Annotated in this window: 14 protein-coding genes; 11 read left to right on the forward strand and 3 right to left on the reverse strand. The window is 41.0% G+C overall.

Translation table 11 applies throughout. The annotated features are described in order from the left end of the window. Nucleotides 1-196: 196 nt before the first annotated feature. From BM176_RS24540 to BM176_RS24550, 3 genes are read left to right on the forward strand one after another with little or no spacing between them, the layout of a single operon-like run. Entirely contained in the window at nt 197-1,537 is a 1,341-nt protein-coding gene (locus BM176_RS24540; RefSeq protein WP_090106992.1) for a TolC family protein, read from the forward strand. A gap of 10 nt (nt 1,538-1,547) precedes the next feature. Beyond that, nucleotides 1,548-2,597: an HlyD family secretion protein gene (locus tag BM176_RS24545; protein ID WP_090107145.1), complete on the forward strand. Its 1,050-nt coding sequence runs from the start codon at nt 1,548-1,550 to the stop codon at nt 2,595-2,597. A 6-nt stretch (nt 2,598-2,603) separates the two neighbouring features. Beyond that, nucleotides 2,604-4,193, forward strand: coding sequence for an MFS transporter (locus BM176_RS24550; RefSeq protein WP_090106993.1), 1,590 nt, complete (start codon nt 2,604-2,606; stop codon nt 4,191-4,193). A 100-nt stretch (nt 4,194-4,293) separates the two neighbouring features. Here the strand turns inward: BM176_RS24550 and BM176_RS24555 are convergent, their stop codons facing one another. The 3 genes from BM176_RS24555 to BM176_RS24565 all read right to left on the reverse strand — a co-directional run bounded on the left by BM176_RS24555 (nt 4,294) and on the right by BM176_RS24565 (nt 7,182). Further along, nucleotides 4,294-5,418 (reverse strand): FAD-dependent monooxygenase, encoded by a 1,125-nt coding sequence (locus BM176_RS24555; protein ID WP_090106994.1) that lies wholly within the window; start codon nt 5,416-5,418, stop codon nt 4,294-4,296. Between the two features lie 80 nt (nt 5,419-5,498). Then, nucleotides 5,499-6,356: an AraC family transcriptional regulator gene (locus BM176_RS24560; protein WP_090106995.1), complete on the reverse strand. Its 858-nt coding sequence runs from the start codon at nt 6,354-6,356 to the stop codon at nt 5,499-5,501. A gap of 34 nt (nt 6,357-6,390) precedes the next feature. After that, a complete protein-coding gene (locus tag BM176_RS24565; RefSeq protein WP_090106996.1) occupies nt 6,391-7,182 on the reverse strand; it encodes a polysaccharide deacetylase family protein in 792 nt (263 codons plus the stop codon). 232 nt (nt 7,183-7,414) lie between these two features. On the opposite strand from BM176_RS24565, the gene BM176_RS24570 reads away from it, so the two are divergent. The 8 genes from BM176_RS24570 (at nt 7,415) to BM176_RS24605 (ending at nt 16,681) form a co-directional block, all read left to right on the forward strand. Further along, a complete protein-coding gene (locus BM176_RS24570; protein ID WP_090106997.1) occupies nt 7,415-8,185 on the forward strand; it encodes an SDR family oxidoreductase in 771 nt (256 codons plus the stop codon). 239 nt (nt 8,186-8,424) lie between these two features. Continuing rightward, on the forward strand, nt 8,425-9,618 hold the full coding sequence (locus BM176_RS24575; protein ID WP_090106998.1) for a winged helix-turn-helix domain-containing protein: 1,194 nt from the start codon (nt 8,425-8,427) through the stop codon (nt 9,616-9,618). Nucleotides 9,619-9,927: 309 nt separating this feature from the next. Next, nucleotides 9,928-11,331 (forward strand): DUF3500 domain-containing protein, encoded by a 1,404-nt coding sequence (locus BM176_RS24580; protein WP_090106999.1) that lies wholly within the window; start codon nt 9,928-9,930, stop codon nt 11,329-11,331. Nucleotides 11,332-11,421: 90 nt separating this feature from the next. Then, nucleotides 11,422-12,705 carry a HupE/UreJ family protein gene (locus tag BM176_RS24585; protein ID WP_090107000.1) on the forward strand — a complete coding sequence of 428 codons (1,284 nt, stop codon included), beginning with the start codon at nt 11,422-11,424 and terminating at the stop codon, nt 12,703-12,705. Nucleotides 12,706-12,804: 99 nt separating this feature from the next. Continuing rightward, nucleotides 12,805-13,719 carry a helix-turn-helix domain-containing protein gene (locus BM176_RS24590; protein ID WP_090107001.1) on the forward strand — a complete coding sequence of 305 codons (915 nt, stop codon included), beginning with the start codon at nt 12,805-12,807 and terminating at the stop codon, nt 13,717-13,719. A gap of 113 nt (nt 13,720-13,832) precedes the next feature. Then, nucleotides 13,833-14,909 (forward strand): NADP-dependent oxidoreductase, encoded by a 1,077-nt coding sequence (locus tag BM176_RS24595; RefSeq protein WP_090107002.1) that lies wholly within the window; start codon nt 13,833-13,835, stop codon nt 14,907-14,909. Between the two features lie 47 nt (nt 14,910-14,956). Continuing rightward, nucleotides 14,957-15,397: a nuclear transport factor 2 family protein gene (locus BM176_RS24600; RefSeq protein ID WP_090107003.1), complete on the forward strand. Its 441-nt coding sequence runs from the start codon at nt 14,957-14,959 to the stop codon at nt 15,395-15,397. A 693-nt stretch (nt 15,398-16,090) separates the two neighbouring features. Then, on the forward strand, nt 16,091-16,681 hold the full coding sequence (locus BM176_RS24605; protein WP_090107004.1) for an RNA polymerase sigma-70 factor: 591 nt from the start codon (nt 16,091-16,093) through the stop codon (nt 16,679-16,681). Nucleotides 16,682-16,713: the final 32 nt, after the last annotated feature.

A 16,713-nucleotide genomic window follows, 5' to 3' on the forward strand; every position in this document is an offset into this window, starting at 1 on the left:
TGCTGTCTGTTAAAACGAATATGACGGGTGACAGTCTTGTCAACCGGTAATAGATAAGCATGCACTTTATTTCGGGGCTGAATTGAACGACGAATCCCTGGTACCATATGAAAATCCTGCGAAACTGATCAGCTACACAGGAATGGTACCAGGGATTTGTCTTTTTACTCATTGACTAACATTAATACTGAAAATAATGAAAACATTCAGTGTTATATTAAAGCTTGGCATTTTTCCCTTATTCTTCTGGGTATCGGTATTTAGCCTTAAAGCGCAGACTGTAGATAGTACGACCATTAGACTTTCGTTAAATGAGGCCGTTCGTTATGCAAAAGAGTCAAACAAACTAATTGGAGTTCTGAAGACCGAGGAAAGCGCTACGCAATTAGATTTAGATGATGCAAAAATGGGAGCTTTACCCCGTATTCTAAGTAATGCATCTTATCAGCGTTACAGTAAGATAACCCTTTATGAGGGCGTTTTAGGTGATTCACGTCAGATTACGAAGCCACCAAATGCCAATGCCGGAGCTTTAGGTTTGGAAGCATCTTTCAATTTATACTCAGGCGGCAGACAGCAATCTGTAATCACAGATCTTAAGCGTAAAGGTGAGCTGGCTTCAATAAATACAAAGGAGCAGGAAGTAAATATTGGATTACAAGTTGCACTTCAGTACCTGGATATGATCAGGTTTTATTTTCAGGAACGTCTTATAAAAGATCAGGTAGTAAGGGCCCGGACACGTTCGGAGAATATCAACGCTTTTTATGCTAATGGTAAAGTAACTAAAAGCGATGTACTAAGAGCTGATGTTTTATTATCTAACATTCTGTTGAGTGAAACCGCAAATAAAAATGATTATCTGATAAGCAATCAAAAACTAAATACTCTTTTAAATCTGGATGAGTTTACAAAAATAATTCCTGTCGATACTACATCGTTGAACCTTGCAGACAGTTTGGAATTCGAAAGATTACTGGAGGATTATTCTGGGTCCTATGCAATTTTAAAAGCCCGGAAGAATATTGAGCTTCAGGAAAACCGGACAAAGCTGGCCAAATCCTTCAATCGTCCCTCTGTGACCTTATTTGGAGGTTATGGTTTCAACTATCCAAACACACTTATTTTTCCACCTGTGGCACAAACTTTTGCTGTAGGCATGGCAGGAGTGAGACTCACTTATGATATATCATCGTTGTATCAGAATAAAAACAAGATTAAATCAGCCCGTCTGAGAGAGACAGAACTAAAACAACAGAAGGATTGGATAGAGGATAATGTTCAACAAGAGGCCAAAGCTTTGGCAATTAAATATAATGAAGCTGTTAACCGGATACTTGTAATCAAAAAATCCATTGAGCAGGCAGAAATAAACTATAACATACAAAACACCAAATATTCTAACCAGCTAAGCTTGCTCACCGACCTCCTGGAAGCCGATAATCTTTACCAGGAGTCCAGATTTAATTACGTACAGGCCAATATTGCCGCCTTATCAATATACTACCGTTTACTTTTTATTACCGGAAAGCTTTAAAAAAAATATTATGGAAACAAAAAAAAATAAACGAGCAGGCTTTATGAATAGGCTTACTGTAGGTACCGCAATATTGGTTGTCGTGATCGCGCTTATTTATTTCGTTCGATATCTTATATATACAGGTGATTATGAAGATACCAATAATGCACAGGTAGAGTCCTTTATTAATCCTGTTTCTGCCAGGGCAGGCGGTTTTATAAAGGAAGTGTTATTCGACGAATATCAACCGATAAAGCAAGGGGATACACTGGTTATTCTTGACAACAGGGAGTATATCCAGAGGGTAAAGGAAGCCGAGGCCATGCTGGAAGATACCAGAGCGCAACAGGAAATATTAGACGCCGGTATAAAATCAGCTCAAACCTCTACGTTGCTTAACAGAGATCAAATTAACTCTGCCAAAGCAAGACTCTGGCAACAGGAACAGGACGTGAAAAGATTCAGGAACCTGTTGAATGAGGAAGCTGTGACATTATCTGATTTCGAGCAGGTTCAAACAAGATATGATGTATCTAAAAGTGACTATAGTGCTGCAATAAATGGTTTAAAAACCGGAGATAGTAAGGTACGGGAGTTGCAGGCCAGGTACAACTCGCTTTTTGCAGCACGCAAACGCGCCGAGGCATTACTTGATCTGGCAAGACTTAATCTGAGTTATACGGTTATAACTTCTCCTTACAGTGGATATACAGGAAGAAAAACCATTCTTGAAGGTCAGCAGGTACAGGCAGGACAGCCATTAGTGTCCGTTGTCAATACAGATGATAAATGGGTTATGGCAAATTTTAAAGAAACTCAGGTCTATGGAATGTATGTAGGGCAGCCTGTTCAGATTAAAGCGGATGCGATTCCGGGTAAAACATTTCAGGGGAAAATTGAAACAATATCTGCTTCCACCGGTTCAAAATTTTCATTGTTGCCAGCTGATAATTCAACCGGAAATTTTGTAAAGATCATTCAACGTATTCCAGTTAAAATAATATTAAATGAACATAACGTGGAAGAACTCAAAGCGGGGATGAACGTAAAGGTTATAGTAAAAAAAGCAACAAAATAAACGAACATGGTGCAGACAATTTATTTTAACAGCTGGATAAGCCAGTATCTGGGTTTCGTCAGGGCTTCGCTGGTTTTGATATTGTTTGCAGCAATTGCCCAGTTCGCCTCATTCGGTCTTATTCAGGCACATGTAGTTTCTTTTTATGGCGCTCAACCTGAAGACATTTCTTTTGCTTTACAAATTGCTTATGCTGGGATTGTCACAACCTTGCCGATACAATTCAGGATGATAAGATACTTTAATACCCGGAGTTATCTTTTAACAGCTTTTTTAATAGGGATTCTTCTGAATATTGGATGCTTGTTCATACATGACCTCGTTCTGTTCTCGATTCTACGGTTTTTAACCGGAGTAATCACCTGTATAGTTGCGGGCGGTATGCTCATAGTTATTTTTTCTACACTGCCTGAATTTAAAAGAATGCTTGTTGGGATTTCCCTGTTTTTTTCATTAATCCTTACTTGCGGACTTATAGTTGGCATAGGAGCATCCTGGGTAGTACTAAGAACGAACTGGACAGCCGTATATTACGGTTTGATAGGCTTGCAGATAATGGCAATTCTGCTCTGTATCTTAATTTTTAAGTCTAAGCCGGCTATAAAGCCTTACCCTTTATATCAAATTGACTGGTTTGGATGTATTTTATTTATGTTTGGAGCAGTAGCGACCACATTCGTAATGATATATGGGCCAAAACGCTACTGGATGGCCGATCCTACAATTAGATATACAACGATTTCAGCGGTCGTAATTTTAGTTATTTTCTTCTTTAGGCAAGCAACCCTTAAAAGGCCATTGATTGATCTGAGCGTCTTTAGGTTCGGTAAATTTATTTTGGGGCTTCTTCTCATGCTGCTGTTTTTTGGAATTAAGGATACCATAAATTTAATCTATGGTTATTCAGCTACAGTACTTGGCTGGAGTTCGGCAGATGTAGTGAATTCAGGGCTGTTTAACATTGCCGGAGTAATAATAGCAACGCTTATCGCGGTAAAGGTAATTCTGGCGAAAAAGCAAAACCTGCCACTACTTTTATTAGCAGGTTTTGCTGTAATGTTCTTTTATCATTTATGGGTATACGTGTATATTACCCCGGACTTATCGTTCAAGGAACTTTGTATCCCTATATTCTTTCAGGGTTTTGCCTGTGGGTTATTATTTGTTCCTATTACCATCTTTTGCATGGCAGCTATTCCCCAAAGTACAGGAATGACCGGAATTATTATCTGTACCTACGCCCGCTTTATAGCTTCGCTTAATTCAATTGCCGGATTTTATACCTTGCAATTAAATTATAACCAACGATTCAAGGAAAGTTTTCTGGGTAAGCTTGTCCCCGGGAGTGAAATCCTTTCGCAAAGGCAGGAATTATATAAAGGACTTCTGGTATCAAAAGGATATACTCCGGGCGAAGCTACAGGTATTTCAAATATGCTGATAGCGAAATCTTCAGGTATCCAAAGCCAGTTATTGACGATTAGGGCTATTTTTTTAGTTGCTGCTATATTAATGGCTATTATTTTCGTAATGCTTTTATTTTTTGCAGTTATAAATAAAATAAAGGCGGCCAGAGGCAATAGTATAACTAAATAGAAAGTTGGTAGCAATAAGTTGCACCGACAGTTTTTCCATCTTCAGGCACTTAGGGGTTTTGAAGTAAATTTCATCACTCCACTTACTAAGTGTATAAATACTAAAAACTGGTTTTTTGTGTGTTTCTTTTACGAATAGCTTCTTCTGTTCTTAGATTAAACATTTCTTGTACATTTAATTCGGCTGTGGCCTGCACATCTTCAATAAATGGCCGCAAATTTTTGTTATAATCCTGAAATGCTAATTCAAAATTCCCCTTGTGTTTTTCTAAAGCATCAGCTAATGCGGTAGCTCCATTTATTGCCAGCGATGCACCCATTCCTGCAGCTGGGGAAGCACAATAGGCTGCATCGCCCACCAGTGCCACTCTGCCTTTTGTCCAAGATGGCATTTTTATCTGACAGAATTTATCGAAGTAAAAACTTTTCGAACGCTGCACTTCTTCCAATATTTCTGCGGTTCTCCAGCCTTGTCCCTCAAACAGGTCCAAAATAATTTTTCTTTGTTGCTCCTCATCACGGTAATTGTAAGGAATTTCTTTTTCTGAAAAGAAACAAAAAATTATATCAGTTTTATTTTTGTAAGCATTAAGCACAATGCCCTTGTCTGGCACATTATACATTTGCATTGTTTTTTGTTTTACCAGCAACTTGTTTACGATGATGATAGAAAAATAGCCTTTCAGAAAATGAGAGTATTCAGATTCGTCACCAAACCAAAGCTTTCTAACTGCCGAATGTATGCCGTCGCAGCCAAGCACCAGGTCAAATGCCTGTTGCGAACCATTTTTGAACGTAACTTGTATATCGTCTTTTGTTTCGTTTAAGGCTGCGATGCTGTTGTTGAAAATAAATTCAACATCATTTTTGAGCTTGTCAATAAAAATACTCACAAATTTATCCCGTTCAATTTCGATGTCATCATCGGGAGGTTCCGCACCCTCGCTGGTCAGTGATATTGAGCCTTCCGTAATATCTTCGGCATTTTTGAATTCTATCATTTCCACATTCAACCTGTGTGATTTTAATTGCTCAAAAACCCCCATACGTTTAGCTGCGTCTGAGGCAGTTCCCTTTATATCAACAGCCGCACCTGCAGTTCGGGGTTCATTTGCAATTTCCACAACAGTTACTTTGTAACCTAACTTGTTCATCCAATAAGCAGTTGAAAGTCCGGCCATACTAGCACCCGAAATGAGTACTTTTTTTTCTTTTAATGATTCCATTTTTTTATACGAGTTTTTGTTGGTGCAAAGGAACATCGCATAAATGGGGCAAACAATGTTGAAACAGAGTAAGCGTTGGACTAATCGAGGTTTTTGTTGCGAAAGGTCAAAGGGGGCATCCCTGCAACTCTGGTAAACAGCCGTGAAAAATAATGGTAATCATCATAGCCCAATTCTATTGCAATTTCTTTTACCGATTTATTGGAATGATAAAGCAAGCGTTTTGCTTCTAAAATAATACGCTGCTGTATGTGATATGAAACTGAATTCCCTGTTGTGTTTTTTACACATTCGTTCAGGTAAGGAGTAGATATGTTGAGTTTTTTCGCATACTCTGCCGGGCGTTTGGCCATGGCGTAATTAAGTTCTAATATTTCGTTGAAAGCTTTTGTAACAGTTCCAAATCGTGAAATTTTGTCTGTGGATTTTGATTGCTCTATAAATTGTGAAATAGCTAATGCCACCAATGCGTTGCAACTGTCTTTTAGTAAGGAATGATATAACTTATCATGTTTCCTTTCAGAAATTTTTTTACAAAGTGATACTGCTTCGGAAATAATGGAAAACGATTCTTTCTTTAACACTAACGGTTTTGCAGGTGTGATGCTTTCCATCAATTTCAGATATTCAGGATTCAGATTTTCATTATTGATTGCACAAGTGCTGACAGTTACATTTTTAAATGCTATTGTACGATGTACCTGATTCGGATGCATGTAGATAACAGACGGAGCCTTAATGTTATACTTTTGAAAATCAATTTCAATGGAAACTGTTCCGGTTTCAAGAAAGAAGAATGAATGATAGTCATGCCGATGTGCTTGTTTTGCTTCCTTGAACGTGTGTAAGTCTTCAACTGATATATTTTCAATGGCAATACCTAAATTGTACTCGTTACTAAAATGATTTACAGGAATGGATGTTGTTTTTTTGCTCATTGGTAAACGGGTATGGCTATATTACAGATGAAGTTTAAGGAAGAATTCTGTAGGTGTTGATATATTCTGCTACTTCTACCATTGGGGCAATCCAAATTTCCCGTTCATGATCTTTCAGGAAATGGAGTAAAAGACTATGTTCTTTCAGCCCTACATTGAGGGCGTGCCCTCCGCCCACACCATGAAAAAGAAAGACGAGTAGGGTATGGGTACTCATGGCTTTCTGTACAAGGGCGATCATTTGCTCCGCCGTCTGGCCATTTATGCCAAAACAGTCAATATTATCGAGGTTTACTTTTTCAATAGAGTCCAGGGCAGAGCGAACACCTCTGGCGGCAACAAAATCATTGCGCAACCCTGCATAGAAAAAAGAGTCTTTGATGGTGAGATCGCCACAGGGATAAGCAAATGTTCGCTTTGTTTTGCCGTCGATTGCTTGTAGCAGGGTATTGTTTATCCTGATTTCCGCGACAGCTCTGTTAACGGTATACTTGCTAAGGTCATAATCGGCTTGTACAAAACTGCGTCCTGGCAAACTGCCATCGCAGGGGTGAAATAAAGAATGATTTCCCAGTTCATGGCCGTGAAGGGCTGCTTTCCGCCACAACTCCATCCGGTTTGCTACAACAGGAGAGGAGCCGATCAGGTAGAAAGTAGCTTTTAAACCCAATGAGTCCAATACAGGCAACGCATTATCCAGATCTGCATCAATTGCATCGTCATAGGTTAATACCACAGCGCATTGTTTGTGATTCCATACATTGGCTTTCTGTGCGTGGCATGGTAAAGCTGACAGGAATGCCATCAGGCTAAATATTAGTCTCATAATTATAAAATTAGAATAAAGAAACAAATTGAGAAATATAATTTAACATCAAAAAGCCTGCGACAATATCCTTGCTCTTTTTTGTTTCTTTTTTGCGATCCTCTTGAAATTCTTTTTTGCACTCCATAAGTTACTTTGTTACTTCTAGGTTACTGTTACTTTTTGATATAAAGTTACTGAGATATACTTTGCTGATCTAACTTTGCTGGCAGGAATTAAATAAACAGAGAAAATGAATAAATTAAAGAACAAAGTAGCAGTAATAACGGGAGGCAATAGTGGCATTGGATTCGGTATTGCAGAAGCTCTCAAAAATGAAGGTGCAACCGGTACTATCACAGGAAGAAATCAGGTAACACTTGACCAATCCGCTAAGGAACTTGGAACAGGTTTTATAGGCATCAAAGGCGATGTAACAAAGATGGAAGATCTGGAACGGATTTTCAAAGATACCTTTGATAGGTTCGGTAAGATTGATACGGTAGTGGTCAATGCTGGCGGTATAGTAGATGGCAGCCCAATGGCAGCCATTACTGATGTTACAGAAGATAACTATGACCAGTATATGAACTTAAATTTGAAGAGTTCTTACTTTACTGTTCAAAAAGCACTTCCATATCTGAACGATGGGGCATCCATCATTCTCATTGGTTCCAGCGCAGCACACCGTGCAGCACCGGGAATGACAATATATGGAGCAGCTAAAGCTGCGGTTATATCATTGGCTAAAGGTTTATCACTTGATTTGTTAGAAAGAAAAATTAGAGTAAACACATTGTCGCCCGGTTCTATTGATACACCAGTATTTGGAAAAATAGTACCGCAGGAACAGGTAGAACAGGTTAAACAAGTTTGGAAAGACTTAATTCCCGTAGGCAGAATGGGGCTGCCCTCTGAGATGGGGAAAGCCGCTGCTTTCCTTGCCTCTGACGATTCTTCCTTTATTGTAGGAACTGAAATCCTTTCAGACGGAGGTATGACAAATATCAGCCTCATGAAATAATTATTGATAAACGGTAGAGTGCAGGCATTCTTGTTCCCTGTACTCTACCGTTTGTTTTAAGATCAATTTCAGCAGGGAATCTCTATTTGCATTCCAGGAACGGAATACTCTGTAATTCTTATAAGAGACTGCATCGGGACAGGTGATGATATACAAATCAGAAAAGAGCAGATGCTATTAACTCTAAAGGAAAAAGGGGCTGTCATCAGGGACAGCAATTTTTTATTTATCTTAGACTTATGAGCCAGCTTATTCTCTCTCCCTCTCAAGCCCGAAAGATTATTCTCCATGCCGCAGGACTATCTAAACGTGGGCAATTTGGAAAAGGCCCTGAGTCTGTTTACAAACTTATCGATCATCTGGGCTTTGTACAGATAGATGCAAACTATGTTGTGGAGCGTGGGCATCACCTTATTATTGCCGCCCGTACGCCTGATTATAAACAGGAATGGCTGGAAGAACTGCAGGCAGATGGCAGAATCTTTGAATTCTTCATTTCCGACGCAAGTTATATGCCAATGCATGACTTTCGCTTTTCTTTACTGGTAAAGGAAAACTTCAGGTTAAAGAGACCACTTTTGACACAGGCCGAGAGCAATTTAATGAATAATGTGCTGGACAGAATAGAACGGGACGGACCACTGACCGTAAAAGATTTTGATAATGACCGACGGGAAGCAAGTACCGGATGGTGGGACTGGCGCCCATCCAAGATTGCCCTGGAACGATTATACATGGATGGCAGCCTGATGACCACACGAAAGAAGGACTTCAATAAAATATACGACCTGCCTTTAAATCTATTGCCGGATGATGTGGATATTACTATGCCTACACCAGAGGAGTTTGCCCGGCACGTGATAAGACGTTGTCTCAAATCGATGGGAATTGCCTATGTGAAAGAAATAAACTGGCGCGCCCGCAGGGTAAAGAAAAACTTAGTGAAACAGGAGATAATGAAGATGGTTGCTGAAGGGGAGGTTTGCCAGGTATCCATCGAAGGATTAAAAACAGCTCCCCTATACATGCTGCCAGTTTATAAGAACAAAAAAATTGAACTGAAGGATGATGTGTTTATTCTTTCGCCATTTGATCCCCTGAATGTGTTTCGGCATAGGTTAAAGGATTTTTTTGATTTCGATTACCAGATAGAATGTTTTGTGCCCGAGCCTAAACGCAAATACGGTTATTTTTCATTACCTGTATTGGTAGGCGATACCTTTGTTGCCCGCATGGATTCAAAGGCCGACCGGAAGAAACGCATCTTAATCATTCACAACCTCCATTTCGAACCGCTAAAACTAAGCAAACAGGAAATAGTCAAAATTGGGGATGCAATTAAAGCATTTGCTAAGTTCAATCAATGCGGGGAAATAGTGATCAGCAAATCAAATAATAAAAAGTATTGGAAAGATATAAAAGAATGTTTTTAAAATGCGCCATTTCTTTCTTTTATTGTAGAAGAAGTTGTCAGTTAGAGAATTACCGGATAATAAACACGATGGGTGTGATTATCACCATAGAAATATATCCTTGCCTGTCGCTGTAGCACTGCTATTAATTACACCTGCATTTCATTTCACCCCAAGCTTATTACACTTTACCCCAATTGCTCTTTCTTAACTAAACCTTTGTTGGGTTTCTGCGTCTATGAACCAAATCAGAAATTATAGCATACCGGGTGTAATTCAACCAGCCCGGTATCACCCTGTAACCAGATATTATTACTTAAACCAACAAAAATGAAAAAAAACTTTTTATTGCTCTTTGCTACCGCATTATTAACTACGGTAGTTATTAATGCCTGCAAGAAGGATACAAATGATAGTAGTACCACATCGGCTTCGATTACTGCATTAAGTTGTTCTTCGGTTACATTTTCTGATTCGGCTACAGCAGGTACGGCATACACCGGTACAGCTACCGTGCCTTATTCCGGCGGAAATGGGGCGACTTACAGTGCAGGTACTGCTATTAGTTCAACAGGTGTTACAGGGCTTACAGCTACTTTAGCGGCAGGAACATTGGCCAGCGGCTCCGGCAATCTTAGCTACACCATCAGCGGTACGCCATCGGACAGTGGTACAGCCTCCTTCGCTATCAGTTTCGGAGGTCAAAGCTGCACACTGGCATTAGCTGTGGACTCTGGAACTACGACTGCTACTACTACTGACTGTTCTTCAAAGACCGGTATTGACAAGGTGCTTTGCCTTATAAGTAATCTTGAGGCATCACTCAGTTCTACACAGCTGGCATCTTTGCAAACCAGCTATGCTTATTCTTACGCAATAAGATGGTCTAACTTCCCTGATGCTATTTATGGCAACAGGATAGGTTTGACGTTTGGCAATATGTCATCCGCGCAGATCGCTCTGGCAGATTCATTATTAAAAGCAGTATCCGGAACCAGTACAAATGAGGGCTTCAGTGAGCTGATGCAATTGCTTGCTGCCGACAATTACCTGAGCGCTAATGGCGGTGGTAGCGATTATGGCCAGGCTAATTTCCATATTTGTATTTTGGGTACACCCTCTACAAGCGGTACTTTTGAAATTTATTTTGGCGGTCACCACACACAGCTTTCCAACACTTATATAAATGGAACGCTGGTAGGCGGTACTCCTTCTTTCAGAGGTGTAGAACCATGTGGCTATAGCGCTGGTACAACTTTCACTTACAATGGTACAAGCATTGTACCTATGGATCAGGAAGGAACAGCATTATCGGCCCTGCTTACCGGACTTAGCAGCAGCAATTTAGCATCTGCTCTGCAAAGCAGCACTTACAGTGATCTGGTTTGCGGTCCGCAAAAGGACTGGAGCTTCCCATCCACTTCAATAGGTGTTGCAGGTAGCAGCTTATCATCGTCTGAAAAAACATTATTGTTAACTGCGATTAAAACGTATGTAGATGACATCGCAGATTCTTCATCTTTCATTACTACCTATACCAATGAGCTGTCTAGCACATATATAGCTTATTCAGGCAGTACAGGCCTAAAAACAAAGTATGACTATATAAGGATCGATGGACCTCACGTATGGATCGAATACTCCGTTGGGGGTGGGGTAGTATTACCAAGCTATACACATCCGCATTCAGTTTGGAGAGATAAATCATACGACTACGGAGGAACTAAAAATTAATTAGAGGCTATAGGTTTTATAGTGGGTATGAATAACTGCGCCTGGGAAACAGGCGCAGTTATGTTTATCTGTGATTTAATTTGATCTTTTATGAAGCGGTATATTTTAAACGCATTGCTGTTATTATCAGGCTTTTGCTCATTTGCACACCCAATGCCAAGCTCGGTTGTCACCCTGTCTGTCCTGGAGAACAGCATTACGGGCGAAGCGAAAATGCCTTTGCTTGATGTTGAAGGTGCCCTGAAAATGGAGGCAAACAATAACCTTGATATAAATACCCCATTTTTCAAAGAGTATTTTCGCCAGCATATCAAATCATACAACGGGCAGGAACTATGGGCAACTACTATCGACAGCATAGGTACGGAAGATAATGTAGATGTAAATGTGGGAAACTATCGTGAAGTGATTGTATGGTTTACAATGGTCCCGCCAAAAGGGGGTAACCTCAGGAAATTTTTGTTTGACTACGATGTTATCGTTCACCAGATCATAACACACAGCATATTGGTATATCTGAAAAATGACTGGAAGAGTGGCCTGCATTCGGAAAATGCAGGAGAACCATTGGGGGTAATTGCAACCAATTTTAAGATCGGAAAATTTGAACCCCTCACCGTCAACCTTGAAAATGGTAGCTGGTGGAAAGGGTTTGAAAATATGCTGGATCTGGGAATGCAACATATTAAAGAAGGAACCGACCATTTATTGTTTTTAATTGTATTGCTGCTGCCTGCAACGCTAATGGTAAGGAATAAAAAATGGGCAAAATATGCCGGTACAAAATACAGCCTTACCCGGTTGTTTAAAATAGTTAGCGCATTTACTGTTGGGCATTCCATTACTTTGCTGATAGGTGCATTGGGCTGGTTCCGGCCACCAGCGCAGCCTATTGAAGTACTGATAGCTGTGTCGATCCTGGTTTCTGCTATTCATGCTTTACGCCCCATTTTTCCCGGCAAAGAGTATTTTGTAGCCGGTGGCTTTGGACTGATCCACGGAATGGCATTTGCCACTGTGTTGTCTGGTATGGGATTGGGCACACGCACACTGGCATTAAGCATACTCGGTTTCAACCTGGGAATCGAACTGATGCAGCTTTTCATTGTTGCACTTATCATTCCCTGGTTATTATTATTAAGCCAAACACCTATGTACAGCCGGTTTCGTACCACGGCAGCGGTGGCCGCTGGTATTGTTTCCATTGCATGGATTGTGGAGCGCTGTACAGGTGTACCAAATTTCATCACTGGGCTTATTGCCGGCGCGTACCAATATGCAATATGGCTGATAGTGGCAATTGCCGTTTTCTCAATAGGTTGCTTTATATGGCAGAATAATGTAGTCAAGCTGCAGAAACAAATAGGTAAATAATTTGGGGCAAAAACATAAGACGCACCTTATCTTATTAAAGTCTAATTTTGTTACATTATTTCGCATCTGGACTTGTTTGTCATAAAAAAATATTGAGATTTGAGAAAGAAGGTTGTACATCCTGTAGTTATTAATTCAATATCCGAATTAAATCAAAACTTTGGCATTGTTCAAACACCGCATGCACTAATCAATATTATTGACCTGCAGGAACGCGATTGTGCTGATAATCAGGGACCTCTTGTTTTAAATCTCTTCTCTATCTGGATGAAAAAAGGGGTGAATGGCTATTTAGGTTATGGAGAAGGCCAGATAGATTTTGCGCATGGAACGTTGGTATTCATGTCGCCGGGACAAGTGCTATATCCCCATAATCATCGTCACACCGGGGGATGGGGCCTGATTTTTCATCCTGATTTATTAAAGGGTTATCCATTAGCCAAAACAATCAGGCAGTATGATTTTTTTTCCTATTCTACAGATCAGGCATTGGGCGTAACACAGGAGGAAGAGCTTGCCATTGGAGCTATATTAAACAGTATTCAAAAAGAAACTAATGGTACCATTGACCAGTTTAGTCATGACGTTGTTATCTCTCAGCTGGAAGTTCTGTTAACTTATGCTAATCGTTTCTATCACCGGCAATTCACTAAAAAGAAGGAGGATAGGAAGGGTTTGCTGGAAAAAGTAGAGGAGTTGCTAATTAACTATCTGAACAGTGAACAGCTAGAGTTAAATGGTTTGCCAACAGTGAACTATTTAGCCCACGCATTGAGTGTATCGCCAAATCATCTCAGCGACCTGCTGAAAGAAAATACGGGCAAGAGTGCAAGTGAGCATATTGCTATAAATGTTATTGAGAAAGCAAAAGAACTTATTACAACAACTACACTTTCCGCAGGTGAAATTGCTTTTCACATGGGCTATCAACATTCACAGTCCTTTAGTAAGTTATTCAAGAAAAAAGTGGGCTGCTCACCTTTGGAGTATAGACAACGTTTCATCCGGCATTAAGAAATTCTCCATCCGCATCAATGATTAAGAGCGACTACAGAATTCCGTAGTTTGGCTACAGGCAAAATATATTTATTGCTGAGATTTACATCGTAATTCTTAATCATTATAGTATGAAATCAGAAAATGAGGATGCTGTAACTCAGCATAATAAAAGGAATCAATTTGAAAACAAAATAGACAGTACACAGGTGATGAAGGCAATCCGGCTGCACAAGTTTGGTGGTGCTGAGGTGTTGCAATATGAGGAGGCTCCGCTTCCCGGGCTGAAGCCGGGTGAAGTGCTCATTCGTGTTCACGCGGTAGGCATCAATCCTCCTGATTGGTACCTGCGCGACGGCTATAAAATGCTTCCTCCTGAGTGGAGACCGCCAGTGCCTTTGCCCGTTATTCCGGGGTCGGACGTGTCGGGCGTTGTCGAGGCTATTGCCGGGGATGTGCAGGGCTTCTCCGTGGGCGATGAAGTTTTCGGTATGATTCGCTTTCCTAGCTTTGGAGAAAGCGCTGCCTATGCCGAATACGTCACTGCGCCAGCGTCGGACCTGGCACATAAACCTGCTGGTATCAATCACGTGCACGCAGCAGCAGCGCCAATGGCAGGTCTCACCGCGTGGCAGTTCCTGCTCGAACTAGGGCACGATGTACAGAACCCGCTTCAACCGGAGATGCATCGCCCGGTGCCACTCAAAGGCAAGAGGGTGCTCGTCAATGGTGCTGCAGGAGGCGTAGGGCACCTCGCGGTGCAGCTGGCTAAATGGAAGGGTGCGTACGTTATCGCGGTGGCATCGGGCAAGCATGAGTCGTTCCTGCGGGAGCTGGGTGCCGACGAATTCATCGACTACAAAAAGACACCTCCCGAAGACGTTGTACATGACGTTGATCTCGTTCTCGATACCCTCGGCGGTCCCACCACCGGTCGTTTCTTGCGCACGCTTAAGCGTGGCGGCGCTTTGTTCCCTGTGTTCTTAGGCTTCTCCGACGCTGAGGAGGCCGCGAAACTGGGCGTCACGGTATCTATGACCCAAGTACGCTCGAACGGCCCGCAACTGGCAGAATTTGGGCACCTGCTCGATGCCGGGACGGTTCGCGTGGCCATCGACAGCACGTTCCCGCTTGCGGACGCACAAAAGGCGCACGAACGAGCTGCCCGTGGGCACATCCAGGGCAAAATCGTACTCACGGTTGTGTGAGGAAGAACCCGGACAAGATATTTATTACTTCAATTTTCAACAACAACATGAACATTGTAGAATTAGCGGATAGGGCTTCCCTCAAAGAACTAGTTGATACCGTTTCCATTCTGGCAGATAAGAAAGATGTACACACCCAAATGCAGTTATTTTCTGAAAATGCAATGTCAGAAACTTTTGTAGGAGGTACGTCATTTTTAAAACTGAAAGGCCGAAAAGAAATGGAAGAAGCATTTGGGAATTTCCTTAAAAACTTTGAAACCGTTTACCATTTAAATGGCCAGCAGAAGGTGACTATAAATGGCGATAACGCTACAGGAACGTCTTATTGTCTGGTAACATTGATCGGCACTGAGAACGGTAAAAAAATGAAGACTACTATCGGGGCTATTTACCAGGACGATTTCGTACGCGAGAACAACCGTTGGCTGATCGCTAAGAGAATAGGAAATTTCGACTGGCAGGAAAAATGTGAAGTGAATCAATAAATAGGGGGATTAATTAGCCGGAACTCAGCAATGTTAAAAAAAGTGATAATTTTATTTCAAATGGTGTTGTTGATTTAATACCCCCGGTTACCTTGTTACATTTGACAGGGGAGAAGATGCGCTTTCTTATGCAGGCGAAAAGTATACTATAGATTATGAGTATTTATATAATGGAGAGAAGATTTTCGTCAGAGATACTGTTCGCATATTGCCGGTAGAAATTGGAACCATACCTTATCTATTTAAAAGCAGACGAGCATTACAAGATGATTTGATTATTAAATATGATAATAAAATAAAGCGACTCCGATACTACGGTACAAATAACGAATCGGTATGGTCTGTCTATCCAATACTTGAGAAAGATAGGGAAGAAGCCGAGCAATATTACAATAAACGATAAAATACATCTGATAAATTCCGCCCCCGCAGGGTCTCTTAATACAATCGTTATACGATATGTTAAGGGACCCTGTGGTTTTTTAATTATCCTAATGCCAATATCCTGGCACAACCTGCATATTTCGCTGTGTTTACAACTGTGTTGCTGATGGGGATTCCCATTTCAAGTGCTACAAGATCAAAGAATCTCTACGTGAAAGACCTTTTTTAGCGGTTTAATAGGAAAATGCCAAATTTTACTTATCATTGGTGCTAGTTTTTTTATTAATATGATAAGCAACCTATAATAAAATGAGGGGTGAAAACCTGTTGAACGAGACCGTGCTGCTGGCGAGAATCGCCGGGGGGGACGAATGTGCGTTCAGAGAAGTTTTTGACTACTATCAGCGTTATGTATTCACTTTTGCTCAGAAAATTACGCGCTCGGGTTCAGATGCGGAAGAAATAGTACAGGATATCTTTTTAAAAGTCTGGTTTAACCGTAATCAATTGCCGGCCATTGAGAATTTTGGTGCTTACCTGAACAGGCTGGTGCGTAACCATGCTTTCAACCTGTTGCGTCATGAGGCAATAGTTAGTAAGGTGAAAACTGAAATGGGACTAAACAGCAGTGACAATGATCTTGGCACACAACAGGCACTGGACTATAAGGAAACCAGAGAACTCCTGGATGACGTGGTGAGCCGGCTGCCTGAGCAGCAACGCAGAGTCTACACATTGTGCCATCATGAAGGGTTGAAATATGATGAGGTGGCCGCTCAATTAAATATTTCTCCTGATACGGTACATTACCACATGAAACTGGCACTGGCAACGATCCGTGAACATTTTAAGCGGCATGCACTGGTTTATCCGGGGCTGTTCATGATTTTTTTAAATTAATTTCAAAAATGACTACCCTCTAACATTCCTGA

Source organism: Chitinophaga sp. CF118 (genome assembly GCF_900112615.1).
GTDB lineage: Bacteria > Bacteroidota > Bacteroidia > Chitinophagales > Chitinophagaceae > Chitinophaga.

Coding starts and splice junctions, on each gene's coding strand:
- BM176_RS24540 (WP_090106992.1), top strand. CDS start 197: ATGAAAACATTCAGTGTTATATTAAAGCTTGGCATTTTTCCCTTATTC.
- BM176_RS24545 (WP_090107145.1), top strand. CDS start 1,548: ATGGAAACAAAAAAAAATAAACGAGCAGGCTTTATGAATAGGCTTACT.
- BM176_RS24550 (WP_090106993.1), top strand. CDS start 2,604: ATGGTGCAGACAATTTATTTTAACAGCTGGATAAGCCAGTATCTGGGT.
- BM176_RS24555 (WP_090106994.1), bottom strand. CDS start 5,418: ATGGAATCATTAAAAGAAAAAAAAGTACTCATTTCGGGTGCTAGTATG.
- BM176_RS24560 (WP_090106995.1), bottom strand. CDS start 6,356: ATGAGCAAAAAAACAACATCCATTCCTGTAAATCATTTTAGTAACGAG.
- BM176_RS24565 (WP_090106996.1), bottom strand. CDS start 7,182: ATGAGACTAATATTTAGCCTGATGGCATTCCTGTCAGCTTTACCATGC.
- BM176_RS24570 (WP_090106997.1), top strand. CDS start 7,415: ATGAATAAATTAAAGAACAAAGTAGCAGTAATAACGGGAGGCAATAGT.
- BM176_RS24575 (WP_090106998.1), top strand. CDS start 8,425: ATGAGCCAGCTTATTCTCTCTCCCTCTCAAGCCCGAAAGATTATTCTC.
- BM176_RS24580 (WP_090106999.1), top strand. CDS start 9,928: ATGAAAAAAAACTTTTTATTGCTCTTTGCTACCGCATTATTAACTACG.
- BM176_RS24585 (WP_090107000.1), top strand. CDS start 11,422: ATGAAGCGGTATATTTTAAACGCATTGCTGTTATTATCAGGCTTTTGC.
- BM176_RS24595 (WP_090107002.1), top strand. CDS start 13,833: ATGAAATCAGAAAATGAGGATGCTGTAACTCAGCATAATAAAAGGAAT.
- BM176_RS24600 (WP_090107003.1), top strand. CDS start 14,957: ATGAACATTGTAGAATTAGCGGATAGGGCTTCCCTCAAAGAACTAGTT.
- BM176_RS24605 (WP_090107004.1), top strand. CDS start 16,091: ATGAGGGGTGAAAACCTGTTGAACGAGACCGTGCTGCTGGCGAGAATC.